The organism is Intrasporangium sp., from assembly GCF_032907665.1.
In the GTDB taxonomy this organism is placed as follows: Bacteria; Actinomycetota; Actinomycetes; order Actinomycetales; family Dermatophilaceae; genus Intrasporangium.
The window spans coordinates 1-12,047 of the sequence record NZ_JAJJPG010000110.1 but is presented as its reverse complement, the minus strand read 5'-3'; the positions used below and the strand labels follow the sequence as shown (position 1 = coordinate 12,047).

Annotated in this window: 11 protein-coding genes; 6 read left to right on the top strand and 5 right to left on the bottom strand. The window is 71.7% G+C overall.

The window, feature by feature from the left end; translation table 11 throughout:
• The first annotated feature begins 14 nt into the window (after positions 1–14).
• Entirely contained in the window at positions 15–788 is a 774-nt protein-coding gene (heR, locus tag LOY02_RS14670; RefSeq protein WP_317183105.1) for a heliorhodopsin HeR, read from the top strand.
• A gap of 59 nt (positions 789–847) precedes the next feature.
• Here the strand turns inward: heR and LOY02_RS14665 are convergent, their stop codons facing one another.
• On the bottom strand, positions 848–1,858 hold the full coding sequence (locus tag LOY02_RS14665) for a hypothetical protein (protein ID WP_317183104.1): 1,011 nt from the start codon (positions 1,856–1,858) through the stop codon (positions 848–850).
• A 138-nt stretch (positions 1,859–1,996) separates the two neighbouring features.
• On the opposite strand from LOY02_RS14665, the gene LOY02_RS14660 reads away from it, so the two are divergent.
• Positions 1,997–2,173 (top strand): hypothetical protein, encoded by a 177-nt coding sequence (locus LOY02_RS14660; RefSeq protein ID WP_317183103.1) that lies wholly within the window; start codon positions 1,997–1,999, stop codon positions 2,171–2,173.
• 25 nt (positions 2,174–2,198) lie between these two features.
• Here the strand turns inward: LOY02_RS14660 and LOY02_RS14655 are convergent, their stop codons facing one another.
• Together LOY02_RS14655 and LOY02_RS14650 are read right to left on the bottom strand one after the other, a co-directional pair.
• Complete coding sequence (locus LOY02_RS14655; protein ID WP_317183102.1) at positions 2,199–4,382, bottom strand: DEAD/DEAH box helicase; 2,184 nt, start codon at positions 4,380–4,382, stop codon at positions 2,199–2,201.
• A 248-nt stretch (positions 4,383–4,630) separates the two neighbouring features.
• Complete coding sequence (locus LOY02_RS14650) at positions 4,631–5,302, bottom strand: VIT family protein (RefSeq protein ID WP_317183106.1); 672 nt, start codon at positions 5,300–5,302, stop codon at positions 4,631–4,633.
• 224 nt (positions 5,303–5,526) lie between these two features.
• Here LOY02_RS14650 and LOY02_RS14645 point away from each other — a divergent pair, with 224 nt between their 5' ends.
• Both LOY02_RS14645 and LOY02_RS14640 read left to right on the top strand, forming a co-directional pair.
• Complete coding sequence (locus tag LOY02_RS14645) at positions 5,527–6,264, top strand: response regulator transcription factor (protein ID WP_317183101.1); 738 nt, start codon at positions 5,527–5,529, stop codon at positions 6,262–6,264.
• A gap of 64 nt (positions 6,265–6,328) precedes the next feature.
• Entirely contained in the window at positions 6,329–7,744 is a 1,416-nt protein-coding gene (locus tag LOY02_RS14640) for a HAMP domain-containing sensor histidine kinase (protein WP_317183100.1), read from the top strand.
• A 130-nt stretch (positions 7,745–7,874) separates the two neighbouring features.
• On the opposite strand, the gene LOY02_RS14635 is transcribed toward LOY02_RS14640, so the two are convergent.
• Both LOY02_RS14635 and LOY02_RS14630 read right to left on the bottom strand, forming a co-directional pair.
• Positions 7,875–9,038, bottom strand: coding sequence for an MBL fold metallo-hydrolase (locus LOY02_RS14635; protein ID WP_317183099.1), 1,164 nt, complete (start codon positions 9,036–9,038; stop codon positions 7,875–7,877).
• On the bottom strand, positions 9,031–10,347 hold the full coding sequence (locus LOY02_RS14630; RefSeq protein ID WP_317183098.1) for an MBL fold metallo-hydrolase: 1,317 nt from the start codon (positions 10,345–10,347) through the stop codon (positions 9,031–9,033). Before LOY02_RS14630 ends, LOY02_RS14635 begins: the two co-directional genes overlap by 8 nt.
• Before the next feature lie 246 nt (positions 10,348–10,593).
• Here LOY02_RS14630 and LOY02_RS14625 point away from each other — a divergent pair, with 246 nt between their 5' ends.
• Positions 10,594–11,139, top strand: a complete 546-nt coding sequence (locus tag LOY02_RS14625; RefSeq protein ID WP_317183097.1) for a toxin-antitoxin system HicB family antitoxin — start codon at positions 10,594–10,596, stop codon at positions 11,137–11,139.
• A 40-nt stretch (positions 11,140–11,179) separates the two neighbouring features.
• Positions 11,180–12,043 (top strand): DUF4097 family beta strand repeat-containing protein, encoded by an 864-nt coding sequence (locus LOY02_RS14620; protein WP_317183096.1) that lies wholly within the window; start codon positions 11,180–11,182, stop codon positions 12,041–12,043.
• Positions 12,044–12,047: the final 4 nt, after the last annotated feature.

Genomic DNA, 12,047 nt, shown 5'->3' with positions numbered 1-12,047 from the left:
GGCATGATGGAGGCATGACAACCGAACAGACAGCGACCGGGGTCGACGACCGGGCGCTGGGATCCCTGCGCCGCTGGAACGTCGCCCTCACCCTGCTGCACCTCGCGCAGGCGGTGGCGATCCTCGTGCTGGCGACGGACTTCGCCGTCACCGTGACCCAGTCGCTGCCGACCGGCCCCCCGGGTTCGGCCACCGGGTCGCCGGAGGCCGTCTTCGACGTGCCCGTCGGGGCCGCGGTCGCCGTATTCCTGGCCCTGGCGGCTCTGGACCACCTGCTCACGGCGACGGTCCTGCGGCGCACCTACGACGCCGACCTCCGCGCCGGGATCAACCGATTCCGCTGGGTGGAGTACTCCTTCAGCGCGACCCTCATGGTGCTGCTCATCGCGCTGTACACCGGCATCGACGGGATCTCGGCCCTCATCGGGATCGCCGGAGCCAACGTCGCCATGATCCTGTTCGGGTGGCTGCAGGAGTCGGCCAACCCGCCCGGGCGGTCGACCGTCACGATGAAGCCGTTCTGGTTCGGCTGCGTCGCCGGCGCGACGCCGTGGGTGGCGATCGCCTACAACGTCGTGGCTGCCGACCAGGTCCCGGGCTTCGTCATCGGCATCTTCGTCTCGCTCTTCGTGTTCTTCAACAGCTTCGCGCTCAACCAGTGGCTGCAGTACCGGCAGGTCGGTCCATGGCGCGACTACGCCTTCGGTGAGAAGGCCTACCTGGTGCTCAGCCTGGTCGCGAAGTCCGCTCTCGCCTGGCAGATCTTCGCCGGGTCGCTGGTGGCGTAGCGCCGCTGTCCTGCCGGCCTGGTCGCGAAGGGCAAAGGGTCGTCCGGCCGCGCTCGCGCCTACTCGTAGAGGACGTAGTCGACGGTCGGATCGAGGGCGAGCACCTGCGCTGGCGTCATCAACGGTCCGAACGCCCGGTCCTCCTCGAAGAAGAGCTTGAATCCTGCCCGCATGCCCTTCGGCAGGGACGTGGTGAGCTTGCGCCAGGTCTCCTCCTTCATGGCCCGGTCGCCGATGCCGTCGACCGACTTGATGAGGGCCACGCCCTGGCGCGCCTTGATGACCTCCTCGCCGCGGATGATGTTGGGGGCCAACTCGTGGACGACGACGGCCTTCTCGGGCAGTCGGTGGCGCTTCACGAGCGTGGCCATCCACGCGGTCACCTCGTTGATCTCGCGACCCGTCGTGTGGCCGAAGACGCGCATCGGGACCTGCCCCGGCTTCATGGCCCACTCCGGGTCGAGGGCCAGCCCGACGTCCGGTTGCCGAAGCCACTTCTCATAGGCCTTGACCTCGTCGAGGAAGCTCGCTCGTCCGGGCTGGATGCCGAGCAGGAGGATGGCGCGATGGCGACGCGCGGCGTTGAGATGCTGGCGGATCGCCTTGTCGGACAGTCGAGTGCGCCACTTCCCGTCGCGCCCGGGGGAGCCCTGCACCACGGTGGCGAGCAGCTCGAGGACGGGCTGGGGTGTGCGACCGGCCCCGAAACGTGCTGCACGCTTCTCCAGCTCGCGCACGCGGTCGTCGAGGTCGCCCACACCGAGCCGGCCCAGTGCTGGGGAGCCGGGGGCACCGGCGTAGCCGACGAGCCGGTAGTGGGGGAAGAGGACCCGACCGCCGCGGGGGAGCTCCGCGAGCGGCGCCGCCGGCGACGTGGGCATCGCGGGCGTCGACGGGCTTGGCGTCGAGGCCCGGGTGGTCGTGTGCGCGGTCGTCGTGGTCCCGGTCGCTGTATCCCGGGTGCCTGCGCCGCTCGGGCTCCTCGGGTCTGCGGTCTGGCAGGCGCCCAGCAGGACGAGCGCGCCGAGTGCCCCGGCCGCGCCGCTTCGCAGGGCGCGCGTCGACGTCATCCAACGCTCCCTCGGTTGTCGCTCATCCCTTCGCACCCTACGGCCGTATGCCGCTGGGCTCGCTACCCGACCTCGACCGCCTCGAGCGTGGGTGCGGAAAGTTCCTACCCACTGCGTCCGTCTTGCTACCGTCGAGGGGTGAGTGAGCAGACCGACGAGTCCGCGATCGCCCAGCGCGCCGAGCTTCTGCCGGAGGAGCAGGCCGCGGGCAGCGACGACGCCGAGGCGCAGGCCGCGGCGATCCTCGAGGAGTCGGACGAGCGCACCGAGCGCCCCGAGAAGACGCGGCGGGAGTCCACCCAGACGCCGGACTGATCGATGCGCGCGTGTGCTCGCCGGCCTACGTGGTGAGCGCCCGGTGCAGGAGCGCCACGAGGGCATCGAGCTGGACGGTGTCGGTGCTCGCGATCTCGACGTCGCTGCCGTCGAGGGCGCGGGCCGCGAGCCCCTGCTTCGAGTCGATGAGCTCCGCGATCCGGGCGTCGACGGTGCCGGCCGCGAGGATCCGCCACGCGGTGACCGGCTCGTCCTGGCCGATCCGGTGCACCCGGTCGATCGCCTGCTGCTGCTCGGCAGCCGTCCACGAGAGCTCGGCGAGCACGACGTTGGACGAGGCATGGAGGTTGACGCCCACACCGGCGGCGAGGAGCGAGCAGACGGCGACCGAGACCTCCGGGTCCTTCTGGAAGGCGTCGACGGCCTCCTGGCGCTGCTTGGCGGACTGGTCGCCGCGGATCGAGACCGTGCGCAGACCCGCTTCGGCCAGGACCTGCTCGGCCTGGTCCATGACGTCGATGTGCTTGGCGAAGAAGACGACCTTGCCCACCGAGTGGGACAGCTGCGCGGCGTAGTCGGCCGCGAGCGCGGCCTTCGCCTGCCCGATGCGGCGCACGAGCGTGAAGACGTTCTCGCCCGAGCCCTCGCCCGAGGGCGCCTTGAGCTCGGCCATCGCGACCCGACGCATCAGGGCCACATCAGGCTCGCCGTCGACCTCGTGCCCGTGGCCATCGGCCAGCTGGGCGCGGTAACGGCGGGCCAGGCGCTCGCCGAGGGCTCGTTCGGCCCGCTCGACCGAGCGACCGACCTCGTCGTCGAGCTCGACGGTGATGTCGGCGATCCGCTTGTCCGGCAGGTCACTGGCGACGTCGACCTTGCGTCGGCGGACGATCCCCATGTCGATGACCGCCTGCCGCGCCTCGGGGTAGAACTGCCGGTCCATCGGCGTGTACCCGGTCTCGTCGAGGCGCCTGACGATGTCGGACACCGGCTTGCCGTCCTTGATCCAGCCGAGGAACCTCCAGATGGCGTCGAAGTCCTTGACGTCGTTGATGAGGGGGGTCCCGGTCAGGGCCATGAGGAGCGGGTTGCCGCCCGGGGTCGTCGCGCGGAGCCGGTCGGCGAGGGCCAGCACCTGCTGTGATCGCTGCGACTGGAGGTTCTTGATGAAGTGTGCCTCGTCGACGACCATCGATCGGAAGCCGAACGTCGACAACCAGCCGAAGTGGCGGTCCAGGATCGCGTAGTTGACCACGAAGACGTCCGCGAAGGCGTCGACGTCCTCGCCGTCGCCGTGGATGACGGTGACCCGCCGCTGCGGCGTCCAGTGCTCGACCTCACGGGCCCAGTTGATCTTCACGACGTTGGGCACGACGGCGAGCATCGGGTAGGCGTCGGCCACCGACGCGGCCAGGACCGACTGCGCGGTCTTGCCGAGACCCGGCTCGTCGGCGAGCAGGAACGTGCGGTGGCCCTCCTGGACTGCTCTGAGGAGGCGGATCTGGTGGACCATGAGCTGCGAGCCCGGCGGCGAGAAGCGGTCGATCCGCGGCTTCGGCGGCAACGCCATCGTCGCAGCCTCCCCGCCGGAGCCCTGCTCGAAGGCGCGGTAGAGGGGGCCGAGCAGCTCCCAGCCGGACAGGCGGCCGACGTACTCCTGCCGGTGCACCGCGGACAGGTCGGGGGCGAGGAACGGGTTGGCCCGGGCCCGCGCCGGCACGGACTGCGGCGTCACCTGCTTGGCGGCGAGCTCGGGCGGCACGAAGGAGGTGACCGGTTCCGCGCGGGTGATCTCCAGGTCCTCGGCGGCCAGCTCCGCGCCGGACTCGAGGAGCCAGTCACGTCGCATCTGCTGCGCGGCTGGTCCGGGCTTGGCAGCCGGGTCGAGCAGGGCCAGCAGGCTGGTGTCCCGAGCGGCGATCTGGGCGAGGATCCCGGCGATGCCGTCGAGCCGCTTGAGCAGGTCGGCGCGGGTCCCGGGCGGGAGGGACGCGTCGTCCTTGACGCGGGCTCGCTCGGCCCGCATGAGCAGGGCGACGACCTGGAACTTGGTCCGGTTGGTCGGGGTTGCTCGCCCCTTCGAGGCGACCCGAGCCTCCACCTCGCGCACCCGACGGGCGAGGATGGGGATGATCGGGGCGGGGTCGTCCTCGCGGTGGGCTGACCGATTGGCGGCACGGGAGGCACCAGCGGCACCGGACGCACTGCCGGAGCTGGCGGCGGACCGGTGACGGACTCGCGTGGGCATCTTCCTCCTGGTGATGCGAAGTGCAGGCCGTCCCAGCGGGCTCGACCCCCGTGGCGGGAGGTCGTGCGGATGGTCCGACTCTTCGGGTGCTTGCGACCCGAGCCCCCACGTGCGTGGCGTCAACCTCAGCGACTGCTGCGGTCGGGGCCGAGTGGCCGGGAGTCCGTGCCGACGTCCACGCTCTAGGACAGGTCGAGTTTACCGTATGCGGGCGTCCTCTCGGACCTGGCGGTGAACCGGGGGCCGGATCAGCCGAGGCCGGTGCCGACGAGGGCGCCGATGAGGTAGGTGACCCCCATCGCCAGCACACCACCCGTCACGGTGCGAGCCATGGCGCGCGGGCGAGGGCTGCGCCCGAATCGCGCGCTCGTCCAACCGGTGAGGGCGAGGGCGAGGGTGACGCTGAATACGGTGACCCAGGTCCGCAGGTTGGCCGGGCTGAACGTGATCGTCAGCAGCGGGAGGAGCGCGCCCACGGTGAAGGCGACCATCGAGGCCCAGGCGGCGTGCCACGGGTTGGTCAGGTCGTCGGGGTCGATACCGAGCTCCGCCTCGGCGTGGGCCCCGAGCGCGTCGTGGTCGGTGAGCTCCCGAGCCACCTGCTCGGCGAGCGGCCGGCTGATTCCCTTGACCTGGTAGAGCTGGGTCAGCTCCTCGAGCTCGCCCTCGGGGTCCTCCCGCAGCTCGCGGCGCTCGAGCCGGAGCATGGAGCGCTCGGAGTCGCGCTGGGTGCTCACCGAGACGTACTCCCCGGCGGCCATCGAGATCGCGCCTGCGACGAGTGCGGCGATCCCGGCGATCATGATCGCGGCCTTGTCGCTCGTCGCCCCCGCCACCCCGACCACGACGCCGGCGGTGGACACGATGCCGTCGTTGGCGCCGAGGACCGCGGCACGCAGCCAGTTGAGCCGAGCGGCCATGGTCTCGTCGTGTGGCTCGTCGTGGTCGTCTTCGTCGTCGGTGAGCAGCTCGTCCGGGATCGGTGGGGTCACGGCACGATCCTGACACCGACGACCACCGCTGTCATGCAGCCCTGCCGAAGGCTCGGTCGGACTCGGCCGGGGCCGGTCATCGACAGCAGCCGCACAGGAATCACACAGAATGGCACTGGCCAAGGCACAGGCCGGCCGGGTTCCATGGATCCATGAGCAACCACAGCAAGACGCCGGCGGCCAGGTTACAGCGCCTCGACGGCTCGCCCGTCCGCGTCCTCGTGGTCGACGACGAGGCCAACCTCACCGAGCTGCTCGGCATGGCCCTGCGCTACGAGGGGTGGGAGGTCCGCTCGGCGGGCACGGGGATGGAGGCCGTGCGCGCGGCCCGGGACTTCGACCCGGACGCGGTGGTGCTCGACATGATGCTCCCCGACTTCGACGGGCTCGAGGTGCTGCGCCGGATGCGCGCCGACAACCCCACCGTGCCCGTGCTCTTCCTCACGGCCAAGGACGCCGTCGAGGACCGCGTCTCCGGGTTGACGGCCGGAGGGGACGACTACGTGACCAAGCCCTTCTCGCTGGAGGAGGTGGTGGCGCGGGTCCGGGCGCTGATGCGGCGCACGACGATGGCCGTGACCTCCTCCGAGTCCGTGCTCGTCGTCGGCGACCTGACCCTCGACGAGGACAGCCATGAGGTCTACCGCGGAGGAGAGGAGATCCACCTCACGGCGACCGAGTTCGAGCTGCTCCGTTACCTCATGCGCAACCCCCGGCGGGTGCTGTCCAAGGCCCAGATCCTCGACCGGGTCTGGAACTACGACTTCGGTGGCCAGGCCAACGTCGTCGAGCTCTACATCTCCTACCTCCGCAAGAAGATCGACGCCGGCCGGGAACCGATGATCCACACGATGCGAGGTGCCGGTTATGTCCTCAGACCGGCCGTCTGACGCGACCTCCCCGAGTGAGCGGGCCCGTCTCCTCTGGGGGCAGGCCCGCAGCCGCATCCGGCCGGTGTCATCGTGGACGCTCCGGGCCAAGCTCATGGCATCGATGCTGGCCCTCTTCGCCGTCCTCAGCGTCGCGACGGCAGCCTTCACCATCGCCGCCCTCAACCAGCACCTCGTCGCCCAGGTCGACGACCAGCTGCGCGCCACCCTCATCGCCCCGAGGCTGACGAGCATGGCCGACCGGCAGGCAGGCCCCGGCGCGGACAGCCTCATCGTCCAGTACACCCCCGACGCCGCGGTCGGGTGGGTCGTCTCCGCTGAGGGCAACACGAGGCTCGACGGCGACGCGCTCGCCAGCGTCAGGGGGGTCGACCTCGGGCGCACGGGGGAGACGGTCGACCTGGGCGGCGACCTCGGTCGCTTCCGGCTGATGGCCGAGCAGGTGACCCTGCGATCGGGCAGCGAGGTCTTCCCGGCAACGATCGTCGTCGGTGTCTCGATGGCGCCGACCGACGCCACGATCGCGCGGATGGCGCTCATCGCCGCCTCGAGCGTGGCCGCCGGGGTCCTGCTCGTCGGTGGGCTGGGGACCTGGATCGTGCGCCGCAACCTCGAGCCGCTCCGCCGGGTCGCCGACACGGCCACGAGGGTCTCCCGGATGCCGCTCCACATCGGCCAGGTTGCCCTGGCCGACCGAGTGGCGCCGCCCGACACCGACACCCGGACCGAGGTGGGGCAGGTCGGCGCCGCCTTCAACGAGATGCTCGACCACGTCGACGAGGCCCTCAACGCACGACACCGCAGCGAGCAGCGGGTCCGGCAGTTCGTCGCGGACGCCTCTCACGAGCTGCGCACGCCGCTCGCGTCGATCAAGGGCTATGCCGAGCTCTCGCGCCGGGAGCCGGACGACCTCTCGGACTCGGTCAGCCACGCGATGGGTCGCATCGAGTCCGAGGCCGGACGCATGGGCTCGCTCGTCGAGGACCTGCTCCTCCTGGCCCGGCTCGATGCCGGTCGCCCCCTGGGATCCGAGCCCGTCGACGTGTCGATGCTCGTGGTCAACGCCGTCAGCGACGCCCATGCGGCCGCACCCGACCACCGGTGGGACCTCGACCTGCCCCCCGAGCCGGTCGAGGTGCGCGGCGACACCGCACGCCTGCACCAGGTCATCGCCAACCTCCTCGCCAACGCCCGGACCCACACGCCACCCGGGACCCACGTCACCACGTCGGTGCGCCCTGAGGGCGCGCTGGTCCGGATCGCCGTCCACGACGACGGGCCCGGCATCCCTGAGTCGCTCCAGCCCAACGTCTTCGAGCGCTTCGCCCGAGGGGACAACGCGCGCAACCGCGCCGGAGGCAGCACCGGGCTGGGCCTGTCGATCGTCGCCGCCGTGACGCGTGCCCACGGGGGGCGGGTCGAGATGTCGAGCCGCCCCGGTGACACCACCTTCGCCCTGCTCCTGCCTGCCGCCTCCTGACCGCCTCTCCTGAGGCGAGTGGCAGGTCGGGTCGGACCACCGAGGTGGCGCGAAGCTTACATTCGACGAGGCAGAGGGCACCGAGTGAGCCCGGCGTCGGGGAGCCGGCTCAACGGCATACGGCACGAGCTCAGTCGTGGTCCTCGGGGGCCGCGCACGACTCCCACCACGCGTCCTCGTGGGAGGTGGCAGCATCCCGGGCTGCCTCGTCGGGCAGGGCGACGCGGGTGCCGGGGCGCGGAAGGACGAGGCTCACCCCGTGCTCCGCAGCGCTGCGCCGCACCCAGCGGGCCGGCTCGCTCCACCAGTGCATGGCCAGGTTGAAGGTGGCCCAGTGGACGGGGAGGAGGACCGACGTGCCGCCGTCACCCCGGTTGACGTCGAGGTGCGCGCGAACGGCCTGCTCCGGGTCGAGGTGGATGTCGGGCCAGTGCTCGCTGTAGGCACCGATCGGCACGAGGGTGAGGTCGAAGGGTCCGAGGTCCCGGCCGATGTCCTCGAAGCAGTGGGTCGGACCCGAGTCCCCCGCGAACCAGACCGCGTGCCGAGGCCCGCGGAGCGCCCAGCCCGCCCAGAGGGTCTGGTTGCGGACGTAGCCGCGCCCGGAGAAGTGCCGAGCCTCCGTGCAGGTGAGCACGACCCCGTCGACCGTCGTCGTCCCACGCCAGTCGAGCGCGGTGATCCGCTCCGCGGGGACACCCCAGGTCAGCAGGTGCGCGTCGACGCCGATGGGCACGACGTAGCGCGGCTGGTGGGCCCGCTCGAGCTCGCCGATGGTCGGCTCGTCGAGGTGGTCGTAGTGGTCGTGGCTGATGACCACCGCGTCGAGCGGCGGCAGGTCCGCCACGCGGCACGGAGCCGGATGCAGGCGGCGCGGTCCGACCCGGCTGGACGGTGAGACCCGTTCGCCGAAGACGGGATCGAGCAGGAAGCGTCGGCCATCGACTTCGACGAGGCTCGTCGCGTGGCCGAGCCACGTGACGGCGAGCCCTTCCGTGGTGTCCGGCCACGACGGTCGCACGACGGGGACGGTGCCCACCGGGCGGCCACGGCCCCGCGCCCGGTAGGCGGCCACGGCGGGGTGTCCCAGTCCCTCGCCCTCGGGCGCCGCAACCCAATGGGTCGGTTCGGGGGACTGGAACTGCCCGTCTCGATAGTTCGGAGAGGCCGTCGCACGAGCCCGGAGGGACGCTGTGGAGGCACCGATACGGCGGAGGAGGGCAAGCCTGCGCACGGAGCCCGCGGCCGCCGACTTCGCCGTCGCCAGCCGGTGGCGCAGGCCCCGGTCAGTCATGGTCCTCGGGCGCCGAGGGCGCGTGCCACCACGGCTCGGCGTACGTGGCGGCCAGGACGTCCGGCTCGGCCTCGGTGACGTCGACGCGCTCACCGAGACGGGGTGAGACCACGGGAACGCCGGCTTCGGCGGCGGCGCGCCGCACCCTGCGCATCGGCTCGGCCCACCAGTGCATGGCGAGGTTGAAGGTGGCCCAGTGCACGGGCAGCAGGACCGACGTGCGCGCTGCCGTCGGGGCCTCCCGGCCGGTCGACGTCGCCTCGCCCTCCTCGTGGGCGCCCCCCGGGGTGTCGATGCGCTGGTCGCCCTCGATGAACTCGTCGGCAGCGCCCGCCTCGTCGGCCGTGACCGCCTCGCGCGCACTCCCGATCCGGTTGACGTCGCGGTGCGCGGCGACGGCCTGCTCGGGCTCGAGGTGGAGATCCGGCCAGAACGGGTCATAGGCGCCGATGGGCAGCAGCGTGAGGTCGAAGGGGCCGAGGTCGGCGCCGATCTGGGCGAACCGCTTCGAGGTGCCCGAGTCGCCCGAGTAGAAGGCGGAGTGCCGGGGCCCGTGGACCGCCCAGCCGGCCCAGAGCGTCTGGCTGTCGACCAGGCCGCGGCCGGAGTTGTGGCGCGCCTCCGTGCAGGTGAGCCGCACCCCGGCCACCTCGGTCGACTCCCGCCAGTCGAGCGACGTGATCCGCTCCTGGGGCACACCCCACGCCCGCAGGTGGAGGTCCACCCCGAGGGGGACGACGTAGTGCGGCCGGTGCGTGCGCTCGAGCGTGGCGATGGACGGCTCGTCGAGATGGTCGTAGTGGTCGTGCGAGACGAGGACGACATCGACCGTCGGCAGCTCCTCGATGGGGCCGGGCACGGGGTGGAGCCGGCGCGGCCCGAGGCGCGGTGACGGGGAGACGCGCTCGCCGAAGACCGGGTCGATGAGCAACCGTGCCCCGTCCAGCTCGAGCACCGTCGTGGCGTGGCCGTACCATGTGACCGCGAGCTCGCCCGGCTGATCCGGGGGCTCGGGCCGGACCACGGGCACCTCGCCGACGGGCCGGCCCCGGCCGTGGACGCGGATCGCGGCGAGCAGCGCGCTCGTCTGCGCCCGCAGGCGCGGCCGCAGCGAGGGCTCGTCGCCCTCGAACCGGCGTCCCCGGAAGTTGGGCGAGTGGCGGACCGCGGGCGCGATCGAGGCGGGGTCGGCCCCCATCCGATGGAAGATCCGCACGAGCTCGCGGGCGCGCGACCGGCTGGTCGCGAGGGCGACCGCTCGCGACACTGCGCGCACGGACGTCCGGTCCGATGTGGCGAGACTGCGCATGTCGCTCCTCGAGGCAGGCCGCGTCCATGCGCGGAGTTCTCCGTGGTGCGCTCATTCAAACCCGGGCAGGCGCTTCCGCGGAAATGCCGTGCCGTATGCCGCTGTGCTCGCTTCTGGCTCGGGTCGTCCCCGGCGGGTTCCGTGCGGGGGTCCGGCACCATCCCTGCACCGGGGTTCGCCTGGTGGTGGCATGAGGACATCGCAAAGGCATTGACGTGACATCATTACGGTGTCATAGTGATGCGCATGGACATCACGGAGTACGTCGACGCACTGCGTCAGGACCTCGCCCGGGCGGCCGCGGCGATGGGTCCCGAGACGGAGCAGGCCGCATCGCGACTCGGGGTCGCGCTCGATTCGAGCGTCCGGCTCGCCCTCATGGACGCCCTGTCCCATGCCGCTGCCGAGATCACCAACGAGCTCGACGGCATCTCCGTCGAGGTGCGACTCCAGGGCCGCGAGCCGGTCTTCGTCGTCGTCGGTTCGGGCCCGTCGGTGCAGGCAGACGACACGACGCAGATCCGGACCGACGACACGGCTGCCCTGCCGGCTGACGAGGAGGGCGCCGAGACGGCCCGCATCACCCTGCGGATCCCCGACGCGCTCAAGGCGCGTGCCGAGGAGCTCGCCGCCGGCCGCGGCCAGTCCCTCAACACGTGGATCGTCAACGCCGTGCGCCTCGCGGCGATGCCGGGCCTCACCATCAACATCGGTGGCCAGCAGGGCGCGGGCCCTGGCGCTCCTGGCCGAAACCGCTCCTCCAACAAGCGAGTGCAGGGCTGGGTGCGCTGATGCGGCCCGGGAAGACGACCAGACACCAAGGGGATCCAACATGACCAACTTCGAGAACCACTTCGAGACGACCGGACCGATCAGCCTCAAGGTCGAGCAGCTCGTCGGCGACGTGACCCTCACCGCCACTGACGACCCGACGACCACCGTTCGCCTCAAGCCACACGGCCGCGGGGGCGAGGAGCTCGCGCAGCGCTTCACCGTCGAGGCGCGGGGCAACGACGTCGTCGTCCTCGCGCCGAAGAAGGAGGGCCTCTTCGGCCTGGCCTTCAAGGGATCCGTCGACGTCGAGGTGTCGCTGCCGTCCTCGAGCACCGTCGACACCCGCACGGGCTCAGGCGACATCCACGGCACCGGCCTCTTCGCCGACGTTCGCGCGGCGACCGGCGCGGGCGACATCGGCTTCCACGAGCTGGGCGCAGCCAACCTCAAGTCCGGCTCGGGTGACATCGCGGCCCAGGTCGTCCGGGGCGAGGCCCGGCTCAAGACGGGCTCGGGTGACGTTGCCATCGGCCAGGCGGGCGACCGCGTCGACATCGTGTCCGGCAGCGGCGACGTCGCCATCCGCCGGGCCGAGGCCGAGGTCAAGGCGAAGACCGGCTCCGGCGACGTCACGATCAAGACGTCGGTCGCCGACCTCGACCTCATGACAGGCACCGGCGACGTCCGGCTCGACGGTGTGCATGGGGGCACCGTCAAGGCGCGCACGGGCACCGGCGACGTCGTGATCGGCGTCGCGAACGGCGTCGCCGCCTATCTCGACCTCAACACGGTCACCGGCGATGTCGACGTCGACCTCGAGCAGTCCGAGGGGCCCGGTGACGCCGAGGCCCGCGCCAGCCTGATGGTCCAGTCCGGAAGCGGCGACATCCACGTCAAGAGGGCGCAGGTGAGCCTGACATGAGCCC

Excerpts from the sequence above, each read along its gene's own strand:
- LOY02_RS14645 (WP_317183101.1), top strand. The coding sequence starts at position 5,527 with ATGAGCAACCACAGCAAGACGCCGGCGGCCAGGTTACAGCGCCTCGAC.
- LOY02_RS14620 (WP_317183096.1), top strand. The coding sequence starts at position 11,180 with ATGACCAACTTCGAGAACCACTTCGAGACGACCGGACCGATCAGCCTC.
- LOY02_RS14630 (WP_317183098.1), bottom strand. The coding sequence starts at position 10,347 with ATGCGCAGTCTCGCCACATCGGACCGGACGTCCGTGCGCGCAGTGTCG.
- LOY02_RS14625 (WP_317183097.1), top strand. The coding sequence starts at position 10,594 with ATGGACATCACGGAGTACGTCGACGCACTGCGTCAGGACCTCGCCCGG.
- LOY02_RS14665 (WP_317183104.1), bottom strand. The coding sequence starts at position 1,858 with ATGACGTCGACGCGCGCCCTGCGAAGCGGCGCGGCCGGGGCACTCGGC.
- heR (WP_317183105.1), top strand. The coding sequence starts at position 15 with ATGACAACCGAACAGACAGCGACCGGGGTCGACGACCGGGCGCTGGGA.
- LOY02_RS14650 (WP_317183106.1), bottom strand. The coding sequence starts at position 5,302 with ATGGCCGCTCGGCTCAACTGGCTGCGTGCCGCGGTCCTCGGCGCCAAC.
- LOY02_RS14655 (WP_317183102.1), bottom strand. The coding sequence starts at position 4,382 with ATGCCCACGCGAGTCCGTCACCGGTCCGCCGCCAGCTCCGGCAGTGCG.
- LOY02_RS14635 (WP_317183099.1), bottom strand. The coding sequence starts at position 9,038 with ATGACTGACCGGGGCCTGCGCCACCGGCTGGCGACGGCGAAGTCGGCG.